At 64.0% G+C, this 22,813-nt stretch carries 26 protein-coding genes; 18 read left to right on the plus strand and 8 right to left on the minus strand.

Going from position 1 to position 22,813, the window contains the following annotated elements:
- Nucleotides 1-83: 83 nt before the first annotated feature.
- The 3 genes from P5W98_RS32755 to P5W98_RS32765 form a co-directional block, all read right to left on the minus strand.
- Complete coding sequence (locus P5W98_RS32755) at nucleotides 84-797, minus strand: maleate cis-trans isomerase family protein (RefSeq protein WP_421028569.1); 714 nt, start codon at nucleotides 795-797, stop codon at nucleotides 84-86.
- 46 nt (nucleotides 798-843) lie between these two features.
- Nucleotides 844-2,166, minus strand: a complete 1,323-nt coding sequence (locus P5W98_RS32760) for an MFS transporter (protein ID WP_421028570.1) — start codon at nucleotides 2,164-2,166, stop codon at nucleotides 844-846.
- 280 nt (nucleotides 2,167-2,446) lie between these two features.
- Nucleotides 2,447-3,064, minus strand: a complete 618-nt coding sequence (locus P5W98_RS32765) for a TetR/AcrR family transcriptional regulator (protein ID WP_421028571.1) — start codon at nucleotides 3,062-3,064, stop codon at nucleotides 2,447-2,449.
- Between the two features lie 227 nt (nucleotides 3,065-3,291).
- Here P5W98_RS32765 and P5W98_RS32770 point away from each other — a divergent pair, with 227 nt between their 5' ends.
- The 13 genes from P5W98_RS32770 to P5W98_RS32830 all read left to right on the plus strand — a co-directional run bounded on the left by P5W98_RS32770 (nucleotide 3,292) and on the right by P5W98_RS32830 (nucleotide 13,945).
- Nucleotides 3,292-4,560, plus strand: a complete 1,269-nt coding sequence (locus tag P5W98_RS32770) for an aromatic ring-hydroxylating oxygenase subunit alpha (protein ID WP_421028572.1) — start codon at nucleotides 3,292-3,294, stop codon at nucleotides 4,558-4,560.
- A gap of 35 nt (nucleotides 4,561-4,595) precedes the next feature.
- The gene (locus P5W98_RS32775; protein ID WP_421028573.1) at nucleotides 4,596-4,988 is read left to right on the plus strand and encodes a hypothetical protein; all 393 of its coding nucleotides are present in this window, start codon (nucleotides 4,596-4,598) and stop codon (nucleotides 4,986-4,988) included.
- A gap of 19 nt (nucleotides 4,989-5,007) precedes the next feature.
- Entirely contained in the window at nucleotides 5,008-5,424 is a 417-nt protein-coding gene (locus tag P5W98_RS32780) for a cupin domain-containing protein (protein ID WP_421028574.1), read from the plus strand.
- Entirely contained in the window at nucleotides 5,421-5,750 is a 330-nt protein-coding gene (locus P5W98_RS32785; RefSeq protein ID WP_421028575.1) for a cupin domain-containing protein, read from the plus strand. Before P5W98_RS32780 ends, P5W98_RS32785 begins: the two co-directional genes overlap by 4 nt.
- Nucleotides 5,747-6,991: an NAD(P)/FAD-dependent oxidoreductase gene (locus P5W98_RS32790; protein WP_421028576.1), complete on the plus strand. Its 1,245-nt coding sequence runs from the start codon at nucleotides 5,747-5,749 to the stop codon at nucleotides 6,989-6,991. The genes P5W98_RS32785 and P5W98_RS32790 overlap by 4 nt, the downstream gene beginning before the upstream one ends.
- On the plus strand, nucleotides 6,988-7,533 hold the full coding sequence (locus tag P5W98_RS32795; protein WP_421028577.1) for a nuclear transport factor 2 family protein: 546 nt from the start codon (nucleotides 6,988-6,990) through the stop codon (nucleotides 7,531-7,533). The genes P5W98_RS32790 and P5W98_RS32795 overlap by 4 nt, the downstream gene beginning before the upstream one ends.
- A gap of 30 nt (nucleotides 7,534-7,563) precedes the next feature.
- Entirely contained in the window at nucleotides 7,564-7,956 is a 393-nt protein-coding gene (locus P5W98_RS32800; protein ID WP_421028578.1) for a non-heme iron oxygenase ferredoxin subunit, read from the plus strand.
- A complete protein-coding gene (locus P5W98_RS32805; RefSeq protein WP_421028791.1) occupies nucleotides 7,956-8,999 on the plus strand; it encodes an asparaginase in 1,044 nt (347 codons plus the stop codon). Before P5W98_RS32800 ends, P5W98_RS32805 begins: the two co-directional genes overlap by 1 nt.
- A 108-nt stretch (nucleotides 9,000-9,107) precedes the next feature.
- On the plus strand, nucleotides 9,108-10,043 hold the full coding sequence (catA, locus tag P5W98_RS32810) for a catechol 1,2-dioxygenase (RefSeq protein ID WP_421028792.1): 936 nt from the start codon (nucleotides 9,108-9,110) through the stop codon (nucleotides 10,041-10,043).
- Nucleotides 10,044-10,140: 97 nt separating this feature from the next.
- The gene (locus P5W98_RS32815; protein WP_421028579.1) at nucleotides 10,141-11,430 is read left to right on the plus strand and encodes an NAD(P)/FAD-dependent oxidoreductase; all 1,290 of its coding nucleotides are present in this window, start codon (nucleotides 10,141-10,143) and stop codon (nucleotides 11,428-11,430) included.
- A 14-nt stretch (nucleotides 11,431-11,444) separates the two neighbouring features.
- Complete coding sequence (locus P5W98_RS32820) at nucleotides 11,445-12,002, plus strand: helix-turn-helix domain-containing protein (protein ID WP_421028580.1); 558 nt, start codon at nucleotides 11,445-11,447, stop codon at nucleotides 12,000-12,002.
- Between the two features lie 143 nt (nucleotides 12,003-12,145).
- Nucleotides 12,146-13,492, plus strand: a complete 1,347-nt coding sequence (locus P5W98_RS32825; protein ID WP_421028581.1) for a glutamine synthetase family protein — start codon at nucleotides 12,146-12,148, stop codon at nucleotides 13,490-13,492.
- Nucleotides 13,493-13,666: 174 nt separating this feature from the next.
- The gene (locus P5W98_RS32830; RefSeq protein WP_027818693.1) at nucleotides 13,667-13,945 is read left to right on the plus strand and encodes an HU family DNA-binding protein; all 279 of its coding nucleotides are present in this window, start codon (nucleotides 13,667-13,669) and stop codon (nucleotides 13,943-13,945) included.
- Nucleotides 13,946-14,065: 120 nt separating this feature from the next.
- Here the strand turns inward: P5W98_RS32830 and P5W98_RS32835 are convergent, their stop codons facing one another.
- Entirely contained in the window at nucleotides 14,066-15,619 is a 1,554-nt protein-coding gene (locus P5W98_RS32835; RefSeq protein ID WP_421028582.1) for a sensor domain-containing diguanylate cyclase, read from the minus strand.
- A 308-nt stretch (nucleotides 15,620-15,927) separates the two neighbouring features.
- Nucleotides 15,928-16,338: a rhodanese-like domain-containing protein gene (locus tag P5W98_RS32840; RefSeq protein ID WP_421028583.1), complete on the minus strand. Its 411-nt coding sequence runs from the start codon at nucleotides 16,336-16,338 to the stop codon at nucleotides 15,928-15,930.
- A gap of 96 nt (nucleotides 16,339-16,434) precedes the next feature.
- Between P5W98_RS32840 and ftrA the strand changes: the two genes are divergently transcribed.
- Nucleotides 16,435-17,457 (plus strand): transcriptional regulator FtrA, encoded by a 1,023-nt coding sequence (gene ftrA / locus P5W98_RS32845; RefSeq protein WP_421028584.1) that lies wholly within the window; start codon nucleotides 16,435-16,437, stop codon nucleotides 17,455-17,457.
- 16 nt (nucleotides 17,458-17,473) lie between these two features.
- Here ftrA and P5W98_RS32850 read toward each other — a convergent pair whose 3' ends face one another.
- Entirely contained in the window at nucleotides 17,474-18,481 is a 1,008-nt protein-coding gene (locus P5W98_RS32850) for a zinc-dependent alcohol dehydrogenase family protein (protein WP_421028585.1), read from the minus strand.
- Here P5W98_RS32850 and P5W98_RS32855 point away from each other — a divergent pair.
- Both P5W98_RS32855 and P5W98_RS32860 read left to right on the plus strand, forming a co-directional pair.
- Nucleotides 18,480-18,602, plus strand: a complete 123-nt coding sequence (locus tag P5W98_RS32855) for a hypothetical protein (RefSeq protein ID WP_421028586.1) — start codon at nucleotides 18,480-18,482, stop codon at nucleotides 18,600-18,602. The genes P5W98_RS32850 and P5W98_RS32855 overlap by 2 nt on opposite strands.
- A 261-nt stretch (nucleotides 18,603-18,863) precedes the next feature.
- Nucleotides 18,864-20,225, plus strand: a complete 1,362-nt coding sequence (locus P5W98_RS32860; RefSeq protein ID WP_421028587.1) for an MFS transporter — start codon at nucleotides 18,864-18,866, stop codon at nucleotides 20,223-20,225.
- A 46-nt stretch (nucleotides 20,226-20,271) separates the two neighbouring features.
- Here the strand turns inward: P5W98_RS32860 and P5W98_RS32865 are convergent, their stop codons facing one another.
- Nucleotides 20,272-20,652 (minus strand): DUF427 domain-containing protein, encoded by a 381-nt coding sequence (locus P5W98_RS32865; RefSeq protein ID WP_421028588.1) that lies wholly within the window; start codon nucleotides 20,650-20,652, stop codon nucleotides 20,272-20,274.
- A gap of 229 nt (nucleotides 20,653-20,881) precedes the next feature.
- On the opposite strand from P5W98_RS32865, the gene P5W98_RS32870 reads away from it, so the two are divergent.
- Complete coding sequence (locus P5W98_RS32870; protein ID WP_421028589.1) at nucleotides 20,882-21,145, plus strand: helix-turn-helix domain-containing protein; 264 nt, start codon at nucleotides 20,882-20,884, stop codon at nucleotides 21,143-21,145.
- Nucleotides 21,146-21,148: 3 nt separating this feature from the next.
- Nucleotides 21,149-22,474, plus strand: coding sequence for a type II toxin-antitoxin system HipA family toxin (locus tag P5W98_RS32875; RefSeq protein WP_421028590.1), 1,326 nt, complete (start codon nucleotides 21,149-21,151; stop codon nucleotides 22,472-22,474).
- Between the two features lie 31 nt (nucleotides 22,475-22,505).
- Here the strand turns inward: P5W98_RS32875 and catC are convergent, their stop codons facing one another.
- Entirely contained in the window at nucleotides 22,506-22,784 is a 279-nt protein-coding gene (gene catC, locus P5W98_RS32880) for a muconolactone Delta-isomerase (protein WP_421028591.1), read from the minus strand.
- Nucleotides 22,785-22,813 lie beyond the last annotated feature (29 nt).

Here is a 22,813-nt window from a genome sequence, read left to right on the forward strand (position 1 = left end):
AATAGTGGACAGGAAAGACGATTCGATTGTCGCGGGACGGGCAGGCCGTCCCGGTGCGGTCTAAAGGAACTTGGGCGGCGAGCCTAGTCGAACGCGCCTGCGAGCAGCGCCCCGTAGCCGTGCGGCCGTTGCGCGAGACCGAGCGTGCGCAAGCAATGCCAGAGCAGCGCCTGGTTGCTGGTCACCACCGGTTTGCCGCGCGCTTCGATGGCGTCGATGACGGGCGCGAGCTGAATGCCCGCGCAACTGATCAGGAACGCGTCGACGTTGGCGAGGTCCACGCGGTTGGCGAGCTCCGCCCAATGCTCCGGCGGCAGCATGCCTTGCTCGACCGGCGTGGATCGCGGGTCCGAGATTTCACTTACGATCTCGATGCCCGCGCGCGAGAGAAACGCACGCTCCATCTCGACGACCTCGGCCGGATACGGCGTCATCAACGCGACGCGTTTCGCGCCGCAGGCGGTCAGCGCGGCGAGCACCGCGTCGGTGGTGGTGACCGAACGAATGCCGGTTGCCGCGAGAATGCGCCGGTTGATCGCATCAGCCCCGACCGCCATGCTGGCGGCCGTGCAATTCATGGCGATGAGCTCGACAGCGGCTGTGGCGAGCAACCCTGCGTGCGTTTCCACGTCGGCAATGACAGCGGTGTCGCTCTCCAGCGAAGTCCGCGAGAAAGGCATGCGCGTGGTGACGAACTGAACTCCCTCGGGCGCCATCAATTGCACTTCAAAGTCGCACAACCCGCCGGACGGATACAAATGCCCAATGCGGGCCCGAGTGCCAAAGCCGAGACTCATAACCAGTTCCGTGACAAGAAAACAGATTTGCCGAAGCACGTGCGCATCATGCGTCGCGCGCGCGCCGCACGTGTTCCGGCGTGGGCGTGAGCAGCACGGCAAGCGATGCGAGCAGCGCGGTCGCGGCGAACATCACGAAATTCCAGAAGGGGGAGATATTCAGACCGGCAAGGTAGCCGCCGATCACCGGGCCGCACATCGCCCCGAAGCGTCCCACGCCCACTGCCCAGCCCGTGCCGGATGCGCGCGCGTGCGGAGCGTAGTAGTTCGCCACGTAGCCGAGCAGCACGAGCGCCACGGCGATACTGCCAAACCCCGCACACGCGACGAGAAGGTAGTTCACTACCATTACGCTTTTATACGAGAGCGCGGCGATCGACACTGCACCGACGAGAAACGCCGAGGCGATCGTGAGGCGCGGGCCGAAGCGGTCTGCAATACGCCCGATCGCCACGCCGCCCATTGCCGCCGCAAGATTGAACACCGCGAAGAACGACAGGCTCGAGCCAAGATCGTAACCGTTCTTGCGCATGATCTGCGGTAGCCACGTGCCCAGGCCGTAGACAAGCATGATCGCCATGAACTGCGCGGCCCATAGGCAGAGCGTGCCCATCGCGTTCTTGCGCGAGAACACTTCATGCAGTACCTCTCGAAACTGCGCCTTTTTCTGCTCACCCGGTGCGCCGCGCGCCGGTTCGCTCATGCCGAGCCGCACGGCAAGCTTACGCGCATCCTCATGGCGGCCTTTGCGCACGAGGAACTCGAGCGACTCGGGCAGCCACATCATCAGCACGGGCACGAAAAGCAGAGGTGTTGCGCCGATGGCCACGACCGCGCGCCAGCCAAAACTCTCGATGAACGCCATGCCGGAGAGCGCCGAAACGAGCGCGCCGATCGGATAGCCCGAGTACATGATCGCGAAGTTCAGGTTGCGCCGCTTCGGCGGCGAATACTCGATGGTCAGTGCTGCCGCCACGGAAATGACGCCGCCGAGTCCAAGGCCGCCTATGCCGCGCATGAGCGCGAAGATGGCAGGGGTTGGCGCCCACACCGCGCCGAGCATCGACAGCGAAAACAGGGCGACGCAACCAATGAGGAGTTGCTTGCGGCCCGCGAGATCGCTCAGAAGGCTGATGAAGTAAGCGCCGAAAAGCGTGCCGACGAGCGCAGCGCTGCTCATCTGGCCGATTTCCAGCGGCGTGAGGTGCCAGTGCGTATCGGCCAACAGCGAGGGGACGATCGTGCCCATTACGCCGATGTCGTAGCCCTCGGAGACGATGGCGACCCAGCATAGCGCGAGGACGAGGCAGGTTGTGCGCAGCGGGATGGTTTGGGCGGGGCTTTCGGCCGCCGCATCGGCAACGTGCATGACATCTCCGGGTGATTGGGAAATATGGAATCGGAACGGGCGCTATGCGGACCGCCCAGGCGATGCCATGGCGCGTCAGACTCAGCGACTCGAATAAATAGTTGCATTCATTATTTTTGAGCGCAAACCAGTGTTAACCCTGATTAATATCAAATTGCTCCCTGCGTGGCGCGATAGGGAGCAGGAAAAAAGCCGTAAATTCAGGGGAATTGTGGAGTCTGCGCGGGAGGCCGTGCGCCGCGGTAAACGCGCGGCGCTGGAATTGTGTGAATCGTATTAGTTATACGCTTTCCGCACGCTTTCGACGCGTGCGTGGCGCCGGTACCTCCGGCCCCAGCACGAGGTCGACCATGAGCGCCGCAACGGCTTCGAGGTCGCGCGTGTCGCCGATGCGGCTGTTGATCGCAAAGCCGTCGTGCGCCATCCACAGCACATGCGCGAGCAGCTTGTTGGTTGCCACATGGGCGACCTCGGGCGGCAGGCTCTCGACGATCAGTTCCGTCACGAAGTCTTCACAACGCGCGAGCAGGTCGTTGGGCTTGGGCGTGCCGCGCGGCGCGCTCGCGAGCGCTTCGATCATGGCGTTCGCGAACGAGTAGTCGGCGGCCGGAATATCGCCCCAAAGCCCCAGTACGATGCGGCGTAGGCGCGTGCGCGGCGTGGGGAACTTGCGTACCGCGTCGCGCAGCGTCTCGAGCTGCTGCATCAGCCACGGCGTATAGATCTCATAGAAGATCAGCAGCTTCGAATCGAAATATACATACAGGTTCGCGACCGTCATGCCCGCAGCGCGGGCAATTTCCGTCATTGTCGTCGCCGTGTAGCCCTTGCGGCAGAACAGATCGAATGCCGCGGCGACGATTGCGTCGCGCACGTCTGCCTTTTTGACTTGTGCCATCCATGTCCCCTGTGCGGCCGCCGCTTCCCGCGCGGCCCTGTTGTTGAGCGGTCGATCCCGGAGCGTGTCATGACCGGGTTGCATTCGTTATTTTACCAGGCCTCCCGGGCTCGGCATGTCGATCAGCGTTAAGTCTTGGTCCGGATAAATTGATACTTGACAAGGCTAGTGCTTCAAAACAGAATGGCATTTAATTTTGAGAGTTGATTGAACGGAGGCATCGCACCATGAAACCCGAAACGTTTTTCCTCACGGACCGCTATCCCGAGCTTGGCAAAGGCCCGGTGCCGCTCGAACCCTATGTCTCACCAGAGTATTACGAGCGCGAGAAGACGCAGATCTTCAAGAAGACCTGGCTGCAAGTTGGACGTGTCGAAGAGATTCCGCATCCGGGCGACTATTTCGTAAAGGAGCTGGCTGCCTGCGATACCGAAATCATCGTGGTGCGCAACAAGGCCGGCCAGATTCGCGCCATGCACAACGTGTGCGCGCACCGCATGAACCAGCTCGTGTACGACAAGTGCGGCCATACGCGCAAATTCTTCTGCAAGTTCCACGGCTGGGCCTATGACCTCGACGGCAAGCTCACCGGCGTGCCCGACGAAGACTGCTTCTTCGACATGAGGCGCGAGGACTATGGTCTCGCCCAGGTATCGTGCGATGTGTGGCAAGGCTTTATCTTCGTGAACATGGACCCGCAGCCAGCGCAATCGCTGGCCGAGTTCATGCAGCCGGTTTATGGGGAGGTGGAGGGCTACCCGTTCGACAAGCTCACCTGCGGCTTTCAGTGGACGAGCGTTGTGAACTGCAACTGGAAGCTCGCGCTCGATGCATTCCAGGAGGCTTACCACGTTGCCTATGTGCACGGACGCTCGATTGCCGATGCCATTGACCGCAGCGAAGGCGGCAGCATGCGCCCGCTCGACGTGGTATGCGGCGACCTGCACCGGCGGCTTTCGCTCGCCGGCAACCAGAAGTCCGTGTATGGCAACCCCAAGGCCGTGACCTCGGGCGGCGCCGCGGCCGAGCAGGCGCTGGCCGAATCCGCACAGACTCGCCCGATTGCGGCAGCGGCCTTGCGCGCGGCGATCGGCAGCGCGAAGCATGAGTTTCCGCTCGACGCGCTGCCCAAGGGCGTGAACTGGACGAAAAGCGAAAACTGGCTGTTCGACATCAACGTCGTATTCCCCGACTTCTACGTCTCGCTGCGTCCGAACTATTGCCAGGCGTACAACTTCCGGCCCATCGCTCACAACAAAACCCTGTTTGAAGGCCGCGTGTATTACCCGGAGATGACTACCGCGGGCGGGCGCTTCTTCCTCGAGTACATGAAGGTCGCGCTGCGCGACGTCCTGCTGGAAGACATGAGCACGCTGGAGCGCACCCAGCGCGCCGCGGAAACAGGGGCGAAGTCTCACATGATTCTTCAGGATAGCGAAGTTCTGGTCCGGCATGGCGCGCACGTCGTCGACCGGCTTGTCGCTGCTGCCATCTGAACTCACGCCCGCCTTTAAATCCTGAGGATTTTTTTATGGAAACGAAGACCATCAATATCGAGGCGCTGCGCGCCACCGCCGCGCCGGTGCCCGAACTGCCAGCGGAATTCGCAAGCCTGCAGTCGTTTGCCGGCTGGGCGCTCGACACGGAAACTGCGCGCAACGTGCGCCGCCACGCCGTGACGATGGACGAGATCCACGCGTTCGTTGCCGCGATGCTGCCCGAAATGGAGCGCATTTTCGCGTGGCTCGATCGCTTCGACATGAACGCCCTGCCTGCCGACGCGCGCGCGCTGATGTGTCTGACGCTCTCACTGGCCGAAGTCGCGCCGGCCGTCGAGTTCTACGCGCAGCAGGCCGTGGTGGACGGGTTCGACCCGCGCCGTTTCGCCGCCGATGAGGCGTTCGTCATGTCGCCCGCGCTGTGAGCGACGCAAGGAGACAAGCATGAGTCAATGCCGCGTTTTCGCCATCGACGACAACCTCAAGGAAGTCGTGGCAGATGGTCTCTACATGAAGCATCTCTTCGGGCAGACGATGAGCGTTGCGGTCGTGAAGTTTGTCGAGGCCGCTGGTCACGCCCTGCCGGTCAAATCGCACCAGCACGGTGAGGAAGCATCGCTGCAGGTGAGCGGTGGCTGCTCGGTGTTCACGGGCGAGGGCGCCGCCACGGACACCGAATTTCCCATGCACGCTGGCGAAGCGCTGCTGATTCCCGCCAACACGCCGCATTACGGTCGCAACCGCTTCGAACCTGCCGGCATGAGCCTGCGCCTGAACGCGGTCACGCCGCCGCGCAAGGAGTATGGCGCGGAAGACACGGTGCCTTACTATCCGCTTGCCGAGCGCAAGGAGCAGCCGTGAGCGAATCATCCTTGCAGCCCTGCCGGCTCGTCAGGCAAGCAGAGTCCGCCACGCGCGGTTCGGCGTTCGACATGAGCATTCGCGAGTTGCGGGGCGGCGAGCGGATCGAAGCGGCCGCCGGACTCGCAGGCGAAGAAGTGGCGGCAATTCTCGAAGGCAGCTTCAGCATTGAAGCGGCTGGCGAGCACTATCGGCTCTCGTCTGGCGAAGCCATCATCATTCCGCCTGGCGCGGCGCGGGCGTGGACCTGCACGTCCGCCACCGGTGTGCTGTATCGCGTGATCAATCAGGGCGGCTTCGCGGCCGGCGAGGCGGGGGCATCATGAGCGCCGCGCGGCATGTAGTGATCGTCGGCGCGGGGCATGCAGGCGGTCGCGTGGCCCAGCATCTGCGCGCGCTCGGCTATCGCGATCGGCTGACGCTGATCGGCGAGGAGACGCACGCGCCCTATGAACGGCCCGCGCTCTCGAAAGAACTGCTGCTCGGCGAAAAGCGCGGCGACGAACTCGTGCTCGGCCCCGCTTCGTTCTGGGATGACGCCAGTACCGTCGAGCGCGTGCATGCGCGCGTCACAGGCGTCGACAAGCAGGCGCGGCGGCTCGCGCTCGACGACGGCACGAGCCTCGGCTTCGACGAACTCGTGATCGCAAGCGGCGGCGCACCGCGCATGCTCGACGTGCCGGGTGCGATGCTGCCTGGCGTGATCGGTCTGCGCACGCTCGACGACGGCCTCGCGCTTGCCGAAGCGTTGCGCAGCGTGAAGCGCATCGCCATCGTCGGCGCGGGCGTGATCGGCATGGAGGTGGCGAGCAGCGCGCGCGCGCTCGGTATCGAGGTCACGGTGCTGGAGGCCGGCGAGCGCATTCTCGCGCGCAGTCTGCCGCCCGCGCTTTGCGCATGGCTGCGCGAGCGACACGAATCACAAGGCGTGCGTATCGAGACCGGTGTGCAGGTGCGCGCCATCGCGTCCAACGAGGGCGAGTGCGGCTATATCGTGCAAGCCATGCGAGAGGACGGTACGACGTTCGCATTGCCGGCCCAGCGCGTGCTCGTGGCCGTCGGCATTGAATGTGCGGTGGGCTTTCTGGATGGCACAGGCCTCGCCTCGCGCGAAGGGGTGAGCGTTGACGAGCGCTGCCGCAGCCCGCTCGCGCCGTGGTGCTACGCGGCGGGCGATGTCGCGCAGGCCTGGCATGCGCTTTACGGAAAGCCTGTGCGCCTCGAAACATGGCGCAATGCCGAAAACCAGGCAGCGGCCGTGGCGGGCTTCATCATGGGGCGCAATGAACCGTACATGGAGATCCCGTGGATGTGGACCGACCAGGCTGGGCACAACGTCCAGGTTGTCGGCCTGCCTTCGCGCGACGACGAGGTATGCGTTCGCGCAACGCGCAACGGTCATCCGTCTACGGTGCTGCTGCTGCGCGAAGGATGCGTCACGGGAGGTGTGCTGATCGATAACGGCCGCGAGCGCCGCCATCTCGAAGCACTCGTCGCCCGGCGTGCGAAGCCGGCGCCCGAGCGGCTTGGCGACGCGTCGATTCCGCTCAAGGAGCTTGCACAATGAACGACGCAAGCCTGCACGAGCGCGTGGCGCGCCTCGAAGCCGTCGAGGCGATTCGCGAACTCAAGGCGCGCTACGCGGCACTTGCCGACGCAAAATACACGAGCACCCACGAACGCCAGCCCGCCGACGTGCTGGCACGGGTGGCATGGGACCAGGCACTGTGCTTTACCGAAGACGCCGTGTGGGAAGGTGGTGCGGGATTCGGCGACTCGCTGGTGGGCCGCGCGCAGTTGCACGAGTGGTTCAAGCGCTCGCCGTGGTGCTTTGCGGCGCACTACTACGGCAGTCCACAGTTCGATATTCGCGCGGATGAGGCGAGCGGCACCTGGCGGCTGTGGCAACTCGCCATGCGCGAGGACACGCGCGAGGTCGTGCTGCTTGCCGCCGTCACGCGAGAACGATATCGGCGCGACGCCGATGGCGCATGGCGTTGCGCTTACATGAATTTCGCACAGATCCACCTTGCGCCGCTCGGCGCCGGTGCGAGCGCGCTCGCCGCGACGCTTGCGGCGCTCGACGCTGCTCGATCAGTGCGCGCGTGATTACGTGAATTTTCAACAGGAAACCGGAATATGTGTACCCTGACAATCGCACATGACGAAGCCCACAGCGAAGCCAACCCGGCCGCCCAGCCGGTGCATTGGTATCGCGCCGGCGAGGTGGCCACGCTCTTCGCAGCCGGCCCGAGCTGCGGCGTGCGCATCGAGCATCATGAGCTGGCGCTCTTCGAGATCGACGGCACGGTCTACGCCCTCGACGACATCTGCACGCATGGCCACGCACGCCTTTCCGAAGGCGAGTTCGAAGGCCATGAGGTTGAATGCCCGTTGCACGCAGGGCTGTTCGACGTGCGCAACGGCCGCGCGCTATGCGCGCCGCTCTCGCGTGACGCTCGCTGCCACGCCGTGAAGGTTGAGGACGGCGTAGTGTTTGTCAACACCGAAGCACTGCAGGAGAGAGCGTGATGCAGGCGCCAGGCAATCGCGCCGCGCTGGCTGTTCGTGGCAAGCCGCGGGTCGCCGTGATCGGCACGGGCGGCACGTTCGCGATGCAGGCACGCCATCGTTTCGACTGGATCGAATATGGCGAAAGCGGCGTCGTCCGATCGATTGACGAACTGATGGACGAGATGGGCTCGCTCGGCAACGTTGCAGACACTGTCGAACTCGTACCCGTTCCGTTTCGGGCGCTGGGCAGCACGGCCATCGCGCCAGCCGACTGGCTGGCGCTGGCGAAGCTGATCCGGCGCACAGCCGCCGCGGACCCTGGCATTGCAGGCTTCGTCGTCACGCATGGCACCGCCACGCTCGAGGAAACCGCGTGGTGTCTCGATCTGCTGCTCCATCTCGATGTGCCGGTGGTCATCACGGGCGCGCAGCGCCCGTTGAATACGGCCGGCAGCGACGCGCCCGGCAACCTGCGCGCGGCGCTCGCGCTCGCGCAGTCAGATGAGGCCCGTGGCGCGGGCGTGCTCGTGGTCATGAACAGCCAGGTGTTTGCCGCACGCGACGTGACGAAGGCCGCAAGCTTCGAGCTTGGCGCATTCGAGGCGCCGCAGTTCGGTCCGCTTGGGCGCGTCGAGGCTTCGGGGCGCGTCGTCATGCGGCGCGGGCGCGTCGGCGCCGGACCAAGTCTGCCGCTCGACATGGAAACACTCGGCACGCTGCCGCGCGTCGATATCGTGCTCTCGTACGCGGGTGCCGACGCCGTGGCGATCGACGCCTTCGTTGCTGCGGGCAGCCGCGCGATAGTAAGCGCCGGCCTGGTGCCGGGACGCCCTGCAGCGGCGGAGCAGGCCGCGCTCGCCCGCGCGGCGAAAAGCGGCGTGGTGGTGGTGCAATCGAGCCGCGCAGCGCGCAGCGAAGTGCCAACCCAGGCGTTCCTCGAAGCAGCCGGCGTGCTCGCGGGCGGTGACCTTGCCCCGCAGAAGCTGCGTGTTCTGCTGATGCTCGCGCTGAGTTGTACGAACGATCGCGCGCAGATCCAGCGATGGATCGATGAGGCGTAAGACGGATCCCTGTGAATCCGCCAGGAGCGGTATTAGCCGTGACCGCATCGACGATGTTCACGGCAACGATGCCTGGACCAATTTTCCCTAATTTCAGGAGACAGAATGATGAGCGCACAAGTATTCGGCTCGAAGGAAGTGCACAGCCTGCTGATGGCGGCCGCGAATCTCAATGGCGGCAGCGGCAACGCGCGTTTGCAGCAGATCGTCCATCGATTGCTGCGCGATCTCTTCATGGCCATCGACGATCTCGACATCACGCCAGATGAAATCTGGTCCGGCGTGAACTATCTGAACAAGCTCGGCCACGATGGGGAAGCGGCGCTGCTCGCAGCCGGGCTCGGTCTCGAGAAGTACCTCGACATTCGCATGGACGCCGCGGACAAGGCAGTTGGTCTGGAAGGCGGCACGCCACGCACTATCGAAGGCCCGCTTTATGTGGCGGGCGCGCCGGTGCGCGAGGTCGTATCGGCCATCGCCATCGATCCGGATGAGGACGCAGGGCCGCTGGTGATTCACGGCACGGTCACGGATATGGCCGGCAAGCCACTCGCTGGCGCCCTGGTGGAATGCTGGCATGCGAACTCGAAGGGCTTCTATTCGCACTTCGATCCGACCGGCGTGCAGAGCGATTTCAACTTGCGCGGCGCGGCGAGGACGGGCGCGGACGGCAAATACGAATTTCGCACGCTCATGCCCGTAGGCTATGGCTGCCCACCGCACGGTGCGACGCAGCAACTGCTGGACGGGCTCGGCCGCCATGGCAACCGCCCGGCCCACGTGCACTTCTTCGTCACGGCCGAAAATTCGCGCAAGCTCACTACGCAATTCAATATCGAAGGTGACCCACTGACCTGGGATGACTTCGCCTACGCTACGCGCGAGGAGCTTATTCCGCCCCTGGTCGAGAAGACCGGCGGTACGACGCTGGGTCTGAAGGGCGATACGTACAAGGCCATCGAGTTCAATATCACGCTCACGCCGCTGGTTCAGGGTAAGGACAACCAGATCGTCAATCGGCTGCGCAAGGCCGCTGCGGCGTAACGTCCAAGCCGCAAAGCCCGAAAAGACGATTGCATCCGTGAAATTGTCGTGCTAATTTTTCATGAAATTAAGCCGATTAAATTTCACGGATGCTGCCATGTTCGTCGAATCGACCCGTCATGTGGAAAGCTATTACGCCCGCACGCTGCCCGGCGAGGCGCCGGAGCGCCCGTCCCTCGCGGGCGAGTGCGACGCCGACATCCTGATCGTCGGTGCGGGTTTCAGCGGGTTGCATACGGCGCTGCGGCTGGCGCTAGCGGGCCGGCGCGTGGTGGTCGTGGAGGCGAGCCGCGTGGCATGGGCCGCGTCCGGACGCAACGGCGGGCAGGCGCTGCTCGGCTGGTCGTGCGATATGGGGCCGATCGAGCAGTCGCTGGGACTCGAGGGCGCGCGCGAGCTATGGGACAGCATGCGCTGGGCGGCGCGCGAGGTGCGCGAACTGCCCGCGCGCCACGGCTTCGATATCGACTACCGGCCCGGCAGCCTCTGGACCGCCGTGAAGCGCAACCGCATTGCGCTGCTGGAAGAGGCACGCGACGAAGCCGCGCGCACATGGGGCTACGACGCGTTGCGCGTTATCGCCGAGCCGGACATGTCCGAATGGGTGGGCAGCCCGCGCTATCTCGCGGCGCTTTACGATCCCGAGGCCGGCCACCTCAATCCGCTCAAGCTGGGGCTGGGCATTGCCGCCGCGATCGAGCGCGCGGGCGGGCGCATCTTCGAGCAGACCCGCGTGCAGCAATGGCGCGAAACGCCAACGGGTTTCGTCGCGACCACACCCCATGGCCAGATCCGCGCGGGCACGCTCGTGCTCGCCTGCAACGCTTATATCGACCGGCTCGACCGCGAACTGGCGCGCCGTGTCCTGCCGGTCGGCACGTATCAGGTGGCGACCGCGCCGCTCGACCCGCAACTCGCGCATACGCTCTTGCCGCGCAATAGCTGCGTGATCGATAACCAGTTCGTTCCCGACTACTTCCGGCTGAGCCCCGATCATCGGCTGCTGTTCGGCGGCGCGTGCACGTATCTCGGCGGTATTCCCCAAGACATTCGCGCAGCGATCCGGCCGAGCCTCGAACGCGTTTTCCCGCAACTGCGTGGCGTCGAGCTCGAATACGCGTGGGGCGGCCATATCGATATCAGCATCCGGCGCACGCCGGACGTGGGGCACGCGCGCGGGCGCTACTGGCTCCAGGGTTTCTCGGGGCACGGCGTGCTGCCCACGCTGGCCGCGGCGCGAGCCGTGTCCGATGCGATCCTCGGCGACACGCGCTTGCTCTCGCGCTACGAGGCCATCCATAATCCGCGTTTTCCGGGCGGCGACGCGCTGGCCGCGCCGCTCGAAGCGCTCGGCAAGCTTTGGTATCGCATGCGCGACGTAGTCTGAATGAGGTATTCGGCATGGACAAGGAAGAAGAGATCGAGGGCCTCGCGATCCTCATTCGCGATCTGCGCAAGCACAAGAAGGTGACGCTGGCCGATCTCGCGCAACGGATCGGCCGCTCGGTGGGTTTTCTCTCGCAGGTCGAGCGCGGCATGTCGCGGCCCACGGTCGCCGATCTCACCGCCATCGGCGAGGCGCTGCAAACGCCGACCACGTACTTCTACAGCGTGAGCAAGCCGCGCGCGCTACCGTGGGTCACGCGGCCCGGCGAGCGGCGCACGCTTTACTACGGTGGCGGCATCACCGATGTGCTGGTTTCGCCGAGCATGTCGTCGGGCTTTTCGATGCTGGAGAGCCTGCTGGAGCCGGGCGCCACGAGCGGCGAACGCCCGGTGGACGACAGCGACGAGCAGGGCGGTTTCGTGCTCGAAGGTGAGCTCACCATCTGGCTCGATGGCGAGGATGAAGCGGTCACGCTCAAAGCCGGTGACAGCTTCCAACTGCCGGCGCGCTGCCGCTTCAGTTACGCGAATCGCTCGGACAAGGACGCGCGCGTGCTTTGGGTGTTCACCTGAGACCCGATTCGATGACTGCCTCGACGCCTGCCTGATACGTCGCTACGAGAGACACGCGCTTTGCCGGCGCGCGCGTGTTCATCATGATTTGGAGTCCGGATTAAATGGCAGGTCCGCCATTTCCCGCTAAAGAGGAACTCGACGTGAGCACCACCGCAACTGACCTCGTGAGCGAAGTACGCGCCTTTCGTGCGGCCCATTCCGACGTGCAATACGTCGACCTGATCTGCCTCGACATCCCCGGGCATTTCTACGGCAAGCGTTACCCCATCGCCATGCTCGAGAAAGTGGCCGCCGGCGCACTGCTCAAGCTGCCGCAAAACTGCATCTTGCTCGGTGCGCAAGGCGGGGTGTATCCGATCGGCGAATACTGCTTCCACGACGGCGATCCCGATGTGCCGCGCCGCCTGGTGCCGGGCACGCTCAAGCGGGTTCGTTGGGAGCAGCAGCCGCTCGCGCAAATGCTCATTACCTCGGACGGCACCGCGACGCCCATCGGCTTCGAACCGCGCCAGGTGCTCGCCCGCGTGCTCGACCGTTTTGCGAAGCGCGGCCTGAAACCCGTGGTCGCGTTCGAGTTGGAGTTCTATCTGTTCGATGCGAAGCTGAGCGAAGGGCTGCCCCGTCATGCGCGCGATCCACTGTGCGATGACGAAGACAATCAGCCGAACATGCATATCGAGCGCCTTTCGCGTTTCGCGCCCGTGCTGCACGAGATGGTCGAGACCGCGCGCGAGCAGGGTGTGGACGCAACGGTCATCACCGCCGAGCTCGGGCCGGGGCAATTCGAAATCAACTTTGGCCATTGCGACGATGCATTGCGCGCGGCGGACTGGTCAGCGCTCTTTTGCCGGAGCACGCGCGCAGTGGCGCTGCGGCACGGCTATCGGGCGAGCTTCATGTCGAAGCCATTTCTCGATGCGCCCGGCAGCGGTATGCACGTGCACGTGAGCCTTTACGACGAGGCGGGCCGCAACGTGCTCGCCGCGCGAGAGCAGCGCGCGTTGCGGCATGCCGTGGCGGGCTGCCTCGCGCTGCTTCCGCATTGCATGCCGGTTTTTGCGTCCAATCACAATGCATTCCGGCGCTATGGCGCGATGGTCAACGCGGCAAGCCGGGCGAGTTGGGGTTTCGAGGATCGCGATGCCTGCATCCGCATTCCCGAATCCGATGAGGCGAATCTGCGCATCGAGCACCGGCTCGCGGGCGCGGATGCCAATCCGTATCTCGTGCTCGCGGCCATTCTCGCGGGCATCGAATATGGCCTGGAAGCGGGCCGCGAGCCGATCGCGTCGCTCAATCGGGACCGCACGAGCGGTGTCGATTTTCCGTGCGACATGCTTTCGGCGGTGGCCGCCATGCGCGGGCATGCCGGCGTGCGGGAGGGGCTCGGCGACGATTTCACCATGGTTTATTGTGAAAATAAACGTCAGGACCACCTCGATTTTATGAATTCGATCGGGGCGCGAGAATATCGCTGGTTTTTGTAAAATAACGCGAAATAGTGACAAAATCGGCGAGAAAATCGCCTGCAGGAATCATTCCCGGCAGTCGCCCAGCCCGTAAGCCCCGTGTGCTTTGCGTTTCGATATGCAACGTAATTTGCCTGTTTGGCCCGTGTGAGGTAGGGTATGCAGGTTTTCTCAACTCAACACAGGTAGCAGATGAACAAACAGGAACTCATTGACGCAGTCGCCGCAAGCACGGGCGAGACCAAGGCAGCCACCGGAGCCGCAATCGACGCGATCCTCGAAGTGGTCACCAAGGCGGTCACGTCGGGCGATTCCGTGCAACTCGTCGGCTTCGGTTCGTTCTCGACCGGCCAGCGTGCTGCCCGCGTGGGCCGCAACCCGGCAACGGGTGCGGAAATCCAGATCGCTGCGGCAAAGACGGTGAAGTTCACGGCTGGCAAGGCATTCAAGGACGCCGTCAACGCGTCGTGATGCGGGCTGCCGCCGCGTGAGGTTGCGGTGGCGAAGCGCATCATAAACCGGGAGCAGGGCGCATGACGCCTCGCTCCCGGTATTCTTTTTGCTGCGCCGAATCGCCAGGTGTCCGTCTGGTTATTTCAGTTCATTACAGTGACCGTCGTTGGCTGCCGGGCTGTCCCGGTCCGCATCACCCGCATCGCCTGCATCATTCGCCCCAGTGCGCTGCAATTCGTTGCGCCGCCGTTTGGCCTCATACATGGCTGCGTCCGCGGCACGCAACATCGCTTCCACGCTTTCGCCTTCCTCGCAGCTTTGCCAGCCCAGCGAAAAACTCAATCGCGGTCCGCCGTAGAACTGGTTGTTCAATTCCACCAGCTTGGTGATGCTTTGCGCAACGACTTCGGCGTCGCGCGGACCGCTGCCGGGCATCAGCACCACGAATTCATCGCCGCCGATGCGTGCGGCGTGGTAAGGCTTTTGAATCGCTTTTGTCAGCACCTCGCCTGCGCGGCGTAGCAACGCGTCGCCGGCGGCGTGGCCCAACTGGTCGTTGACGGCCTTCAGGTTGTCCATGTCCACGACGATCGCGCTCACCGGGAACGGCCCCTTGCGCTGCAGGCGGTTCATTTCATCCACGTAGTACGAGCGGTTCTTCAGTTTCGTGAGCACGTCGTGCTTGCCGAGGAATTCGAGGTAGGCTTCGGCCTTCTTGCGTGCGGTAATGTCGGTGAGCGCGAGCAGTACGAGATCCCACGACTCTTCGTGACCGGGAAACACCGAGAATTGCAGATGCACGTTGAGCGCGCTGCCATCAAGTGCGTAATTGACGACCTCGCGCTGCTGAAAGAGACGGCCTTCCCATAGATCGAGAAGCTGCTCGCGAAAATACGGGCGCATGTCGTCACGGAACACTTCGGGCAGGCGCGAGAGCAGCGTGTCCTTGTCGGGTGCGCGATACATGCCGAGTGTGTAGTGATTGACGTCGATCACCTGGATCTCGTTCATGCAGCGCTCGACGAATTCAGGGTGCACGTCGGTAAATGTTCTGAAATCGACGATGCCTTGCATGCGCACTTCGTCCAGCAGTTGGCGAATCGCCGTGAAATTCTCGACCCATAGCGATACTGGCGCATGCTCGAAGATCCCGTGCGCGTATTGCTCGCTCATGGCGGCGCGATGGCGTGCATCCTCCAGTGCGGAGACGTCTTCGATCGAGACGAGCACGCGGCTCCAGTCGCCTTCGTGACCGGGCAAAATCACGCCGCGCAGCAGGATGTCCATGCGCCGGCCACCGAGCGTGTAGTTCACGCTCTTGCTCCGGAACGTCGTGCGGCCTTGCCACATTTGCTCGAGTTCGCCCACGTGCGCCTGGAACATGTCGTCGCGCAGCACGTCGGCAAGACGCGCGGTGAGCTCCTCATGGCTGCGCGCGCCGTAAAGCGCAAGCGTATGCCGGTTGACCTTCAGCACGCGGATGCAGGCCGAGCATTCGGCTACGCGGCGCGGGTCTTCTTCGAGCCACGCGCGCAGATTCGTGACGCCCGCTTCGCGCCACCGGTCGAACAGGGCGCGCAACTGGCTATAGTCTTCGAGCCAAAGCGAGGTGGGGGTGACGTCGAAGAAGTCGAGCAGGTCGACGCCCATGTTGGCAAAGCTGGCGGCGGTTGCCTGTGTGCCTTGTTGCATGTTTCGTGCGTTGAGAGAGGGATGGCGCGAGCGCGGGCGGCGCGGCGGATAACTCGCATCCTACCCGAATACCGGGTGCATGAAACTGCGTTCGTGGCTGACTATGCAACGTGTATCGTTTGCGTATTGAAAGGCGGCCCGGCAGGCAGGGTCGCTTTGCGATTGCGTCCGGCCAGGCGGTAGCGAGCGATGACGTAGCACAGGGAGCAGGTGATCATCGGCCGAGTGATGGGGCAAAGGATGGTTGGACGAACCCGTGTAGCGGACACCGGGTTCGTCGAGATGCCGTGCTCGAGTGGCGCGCGACGCTAAAACTCCGCTTCGCCTGCAGCCAGCTCGAACCCTTCGTTCAGCCACCCCGTGATGCCGCCGATCATGATCTTGACGGGCCGCCCGAGTCGAGCGAGCCGGATCGCGCCGCGTGTTGCGCCGTTGCAATGCGGGCCCGCACAATAGGTCACGAAGAGCGTGTTCAGCAGGTAGCCTTCGAGCTTCGAGGCGACGATCTTGCCGTGCGGCAGATTCACCGCGCCCGGCACGTGGCCGCGCGCAAAAAGCGCGGGGCTGCGTACGTCGAGCAGGACGAAGTCCGCCGAGGACGGACTGCCGGACAGCGACGCATACACGTCGGCGCAATCGGTTTCGAAGGCGAGTGAGGCGCTGAAATGCGCGAGCGCCTCGGCGCTCGGTGCAGCGGGGAGTTCGGATACAGGTGACATGCCGGTTGCTTGTTGTGGTTTCGATGGCTTTATTCTCTCGCCTCGCACGGTGATGTCGACAGTGGCGCGATCGACAATTTCCGGTAACATCGCGCCATGTCCGATTCCACTTCTCATCTCGTCGTTGCGCTCGCCTACGACCGTCTTTGCACTTTCGAATTCGGTTGCGTGACGGAGTTCTTCGCACTCGAGCGGCCCGAGCTCGACGTCGCCTGGTATCGCTTCGCCGTGTGTGCTGTCGAGCGTGGGCCGCTGCGCGCGGCAGGCGGCATTACCGTGTCCGCACCCTATACGCTTGCGATGCTCGATCGCGCGCAGACGGTCGTGATACCTGGCTGGCGCGATGCCGGGGAGCGTCCGCCCGAAGCGCTGCTGAGGAAGCTGCGCGCGGCGCATGCACGCGGGGCGCGGCTGTGCTCGATCTGCTCGGGTGTGTTCGTGCTGGCTGCGGCTGGCGTGCTCGACGGCAAGCGCGTGACTACGCATTGGCGTTATGCCGAACGGTTGCAGCAGTGCTATCCGCAACTGCATGTCGAACCGGATGCGCTTTATATCGAAGAAGGGCAGGTGTTGACCTCGGCGGGGTCGGCGGCGGGCATTGACATGCTGCTGCACCTCGTGCGCCGCGATCACGGCGCAGCTGTGGCCAATCGCGTGGCGCAACGGCTGGTCGTGCCGCCGCATCGCGAGGGCGGCCAGGCGCAATACGTGCCGCGTCCGATGCCGCACGACGAAGCCAGTCCGCTTGCCAAGCTGATGGATTGGGTTCGCGCCAATCCTCGCCTCGACCACAGCGTGGCTTCGCTCGCGACGCGCGCTGCGATGAGCGAGCGCACGCTGCAGCGGCAGTTTCTCGATGCGACGGGGATGGGGCCTTACGCCTGGGTGGTGCGGGAACGTGTGAGCCTCGCGCGCGATCTGCTCGAATCGCGGCCAAACTTGCCCATGGACCGTGTGGCGGATCTGGCGGGCTTCGGCTCCGAGGAGTCGCTGCGACGGCATTTCCGGCGCATCGCGCTTACGAGTCCCGCCGCGTATCGCGAGCAATTCGCCCACGGTGCGCAAAGCAAGCGGCCGCGCGCCCCAGGCGCAAAACGGCGCGCTTCCCAGTCCGGGTAAATCATCCACTGACGCATCAGTACTCCAGAACAATCTTCCCGAAGTGCCCACCTGCCTGCTGCAGACGGAACGCATCGGCAATCGCCTCCAGCGGGAACGAGCGGTCGATCACGGGCTTGATGCCGGTGGCGTCGATGGCGCGCACGAGCTCGATCTGATGCTGCCGGTTCCCGACGATCAACCCTTCCAGGCGCTGCTGGCGGCGCATCATTGTGCCGGTGGGCACCGGGCCCGCGATACCGGTCAGCACGCCGATCAGCGCAATATGCCCGCCAACGCGTGTAGCCAGGATCGACTGTTCGAGCGTTCCGGGTCCACCGACCTCGACCACGTGATCGACGCCGCGTCCATTCGTGAATTCCAGCACTTTGCCCGCCCATTGCGGCTCGCTGCGATAGTTGATGGTGTGGTCCGCACCGAGTTTCCGCGCGCGCTCGAGCTTCTCGTCGGATGACGAGGTGGCGATCACGGTCGCGCCCATCGCCTTGGCGAATTGCAGTGCGAACACCGACACGCCGCCCGTGCCCAGCACCAGCACCGTGTCGCCGGCCTTGAGCGCGCCGTTCACAACCAGCGCACGCCATGCGGTCAGCCCCGCCGTGGTGAGCGTGGCCGCTTGGGCGTGACTGTAGCCGCGCGGGCTGTGCGTGAAGGCCGTGGCGGGTGCGACCACGGCTTCGCGCGCGTAGCCATCGACGCCGTCACCTGGTGTGGCGGAGAAGTCGGCAAGCGTGGGCTCGCCGTCGAGCCATGGCGGGAAGAACGTGGACACCACGTGGTCTCCCACGGCGAATTCGCTTGCGCCAGGACCCACGGCTTCGACCACGCCCGCGCCGTCGGACATGGGAACGCGCCCGTCGGCGGCGCCCATTTTCCCGAGCACCACGCCCAGGTCATGGTAGTTCAGCGAACTGGCGTGCAGACGCACGCGAATTTCACCAGCCTGCGGCTCGCCTGGCGGGGCGAGATCCACGAGCTTGAGATTGTCGAGCCCGGCGGGCGCGATCAGCTGGATGGCTTTCATGACGATCTCCTGGTACGCGCCGCAGCGCGGCGTCGCGGGTGTTGGCGAGCTTGCCGTTGCGAACAACAGAACGAAGCATAGACGCGTGCGCGTGACGGAGTTCGAGAAGAGGCCTGCCTGAAAGCCATTGTTGCCCTGGAGGCCGGTGGTTCACTTTAATCGTTTACGTTTGACTAATTGATTAGCCATTGACAAATAAATTACGTCGCTCCTATGATGCGCCAACGGTAGTCGCAAGAGGCACGGCGGCGCAGCAATCATCCGTACCAGAATCCGGGCGGCCGTTAGTGGAGATTTCATCGAGTCATTCCGAAGGCGCGTCAGACGCCACTCAACGGAGATCCGCGTGGCGCGGATTTCCCAAAAATCTGGAGACAGGCACATGCCGCAATCGATCATCACGGACCGCGCATCCGACCCCACGCTCGCGCCGTCCGCCGCCGCTTCCCCGACCAGCGACGACCTGCTGTACCGCAAAGTCGCGTGGCACGTCATTCCGTTTTTATTCGTCTGCTACGTCGTATCGTTTCTCGATCGGATCAACATCGGCTTCGCGCAGTTGCAGATGAAGCACGACCTCGGCTTCAGCGACGCGATGTACGGACTCGGCGCGGCCATTTTCTACGTGGGGTACGTGCTGTGTGAGGTGCCGAGCAATTTGCTGCTCGCACGCTTTGGCGCGCGCCGCACGTTCATGCGCATCATGCTGCTGTGGGGCATCGCTTCGACCTGCATGATGTTCGTGCATACGCCCACGCACTTTTACGCGCTGCGTTTCCTGCTTGGCGTGTTCGAGGCGGGTTTCTTCCCCGGCATCGTGCTGTACCTGACTTATTGGTTTCCGCCGCGCCGCCGTGCTGCGGTGCTTTCGATCTTTTTTGCCGGTGTCGCGGTGGCGGGCGTGCTGGGCGGGCTCGTCTCCGGATGGATCATGCGCGACATGGGTGGCGTCATGGGTCTGGAGGGCTGGCGCTGGATGTTCGCGATCGAGGGCCTGCCCGCTGTGCTGCTGGGCCTCATGGCGGCGTTCTGGCTCGTCGACGGTCCGGAGCAGGCACGCTGGCTCAGCGATTCGGAAAAAGCTCATCTGCTCGCGCAGCGCGACGGAGCGACGCTGGACGCGCGCGCGAGCAAGCACGCAAAGGCGTCGTCACATTCGTTCGGCGCGGCGCTGCGCAATCCGCGTGTCTATCTATTTGCGTTCATCTATTTTTCGCTGACCTGCGCATCACTCACGCTCAACTTCTGGATGCCGCTGATGATTCGCGACTTCGGCGTGCATGACGTGCTGGCGATCAGCCTCTACACCGTGATCCCGAACGCGATAGGCGCGGTGGGCCTCATGCTGATCGCGCGCCGATCCGATCGACGCGGCGAGCGCCGCTGGCATTTCGCGGCCTGCACCATCGGCGGGGGCGTGGCGCTTTCGCTGCTCACGCTGCACCTGGCGAGCTTTGCCGCGATGATGGCGATTCTGTCGCTGGCTGCCGTGCTGATCTTCGCCGCGCTGCCGATTTTCTGGGCCGTGCCGCCTGCTTACCTGACGGGCAAGACAGCGGCTGCTGGCATCGCGCTCATCAGCAGCATCGGCATTACGAGCGGAATCGTGAGTCCGTGGGCGATCGGGCTCATCAAGGTGCATACGGGCAGCATGGACAATGCGCTCTTTATGCTTACCGCGCTGCTGGTGGCAAGCGGCGTCGCGTTGCTGGCGGGGGTGCCCCCTGTGCAAAAGGCACGTTGAGCGCGGGCGGGCGGCGCCTCGAGAATCTCCTCGGGCGCCGTTTGGTTCAGATGTCCAGTTCTTCCATGGAGTCCACCCGGTCGTGGTAGAAGGCCAGGTGGTCCTTGATGGGTGCGACGGCGTCGTGCGGCGACTCGTAGGTCCACACCGCGTTGATCGAGCGTTCACCGCCCGGCTCGATCGAGTAGTAGTTGCAGTTGCCTTTGTAGGGGCAATACGTGGCATGGTCCGTGCGCGCGAGCAGCGACATGTCGGCATCTTCGCGCGGCACGTAGAACACGGCCGGATAGTTCGCTTCGCGCAGCATCAGCGCCCGTCGCGTATCGGCGACGGTCTTGCCCGCGACCTTCACGACCACGCGCAATGGAGAAGGCTCGATCGTGATGGGATGATCCGGGCCAGGAATCTTCACGGTTTTCGTGTGCATGACGGCACTCCTTGCAGGCATGAATCCGGGGCCGGAGCCGGCTGATGCGGCTCGGCCGATGCCTTGCAGTGTAGGGCGAAAACCGGTTTCGCCGCCTGGTGCACGCAGTGTGTCGTGCTGCATCGAGTGGTATCGGTGATAGTGATATTCCTTGTTTATGCTTATGAGCGATATTGGCAAAATATCGCCTACAGGCATATACTTGTTTTATGCTTTTCAGGAATATCCCATGAAGATCATCGTCCATACGCCGACGGGGCTCGCCGAGATCCTGCAGTCGGCCAGAAAGGCGTGCGGCATGACCCAGGCGCAGGCAGCCGCCTCGCTCGGCATCGGGCAGCCGCGCCTGTCCGCGCTCGAAACCACTGGCACAGCGAGTATCTCGCTTAATCAGATGCTTGCGCTGTTTGCGCTCTACGAACTCGAACTGTGCGTGCAGTCGCGCGATCACGGCGAGTTGTACGAGGCGCGAGAAGACCGGCCGGAGTGGTAGGAGATGGGGCGCAAATCGCACTCCCGCACACTCTCGATCTGGGCCAACGGCGAGCGCGTCGGCACCTGGACAGTACCGCCCTTGGGTGAGACCGAACTGCGCTATGACCCCGCCTGGAAGGCATCGGCGGCGGGGCGGCCGCTTTCGCTCTCGCTGCCGTTCGGCCTGGGCGAGCGGCCGCTGCGCGGCGCGCGAGTGTACAACTACTTCGACAATCTGCTGCCCGATAGCACGCAAATTCGCCGACGCATCGCGGCGCGCTTTAGCACCGGGTCACTCGGCGCGTTCGACCTGCTCAAGGCGGTCGGCCGCGACTGCGTGGGCGCCGTGCAGCTGCTGGAAGAGGACGAGACGCCGGCGCGCATCGAACGCATCGAGGGCACGCCGCTCGACGATGCGGCCGTCGAACGGCTCCTGCTGGAAACTTCAGGCGCGCTGCCGGGCGGCATGGGCGCCCCGGACGAAGAATTGCGCATCTCGCTCGCGGGCGCGCAGGAAAAGACCGCGCTGCTTTATCACGAGGGCCGCTGGCATTTACCCCACGGCGCCACGCCCACGACGCACATCCTCAAGCTGCCGCTTGGCCTGATCGGCCATCGCAAGGTGGATTTTCATACCTCGGTGGAGAACGAGTGGCTGTGCCTGGCCTTGCTCAAGGCCTATGGGCTGCCGGTGTCGAACGCGCAGATCGTCACGTTCGGCGCGCAGAAAGTGCTGGCGGTCGAGCGCTTCGACCGCGCGGTGTCGCGCAGCGGCATGCTGCTGCGCTTGCCGCAGGAGGATTTTTGCCAGGCGCTCGGCGTGCCGCCACATTTCAAGTACGAATCCCAGGGCGGCCCGGGCGTGCGCGAGATCGCGGACCTTTTGCGCCAGTCCCAAGCCGCGCGCGAAGACATCGAAACTTTCCTCGCCGCGCAGATTGCCTTCTGGATGCTGGCGGCGCCCGACGGCCATGCGAAGAATTTCAGCCTGCGTCTCCTGCCGGGCGGGCGCTTTCAGCTTGCACCGCTCTACGACGTCATGTCGATCTGGCCCGTCGCGGGCGACGGCGGCAATCAGTGGTCGTGGCACAAGGCTACGCTGGCGATGGCGGTGTGGGGCAAGGGACGGCACTACCGCATGCGCGACGTGAAGCGCAGCCACTTCGACGCCACCGCGCAGCTATGTCACTACGGCGCCGACGCTGCTTCGATCGTCGAGCGTTTCGTTGCTCGCACGCCGACAGTCATCGACGAGGTGGCCGCCACGTTGCCGGAAGGCTTTCCGGAGCGCGTGGCAGCGAAGCTGTTCGACGGGCTGCGCTTCTCCGCGCAACGGCTCGTGTCTTAGCCGTTCACCTCAGGCTGCGTGATGGCAGCGCTCAGCGGATGGAAGAGGGATGCTTCGCGAGCGGCGTGACGTTCATCGTCATGTACGGGAACAGCGGCAGCCCGGAAAGCAGCGTGTGCAGCTCGTCGTTCGATTCCACGTCGAACAGGCTGTAGTTCGCGTATTCACCCACGATGCGATACAGCGCCAGCCATTTGCCCTGACGTTGCAGGTCCTGCGAGTACGCCTTCTCACGCGCCTTGATTTCCTCGGCCTGTGCAGCGGGCATATCGGTGGGAATGTGCACGTCCATACGAACCATGAAAAGCATGTTATGTCCTCGTCAAAATCAATTAATCA

This window comes from Paraburkholderia sp. A1BS-2L (genome assembly GCF_051125205.1).
GTDB lineage: Bacteria > Pseudomonadota > Gammaproteobacteria > Burkholderiales > Burkholderiaceae > Paraburkholderia.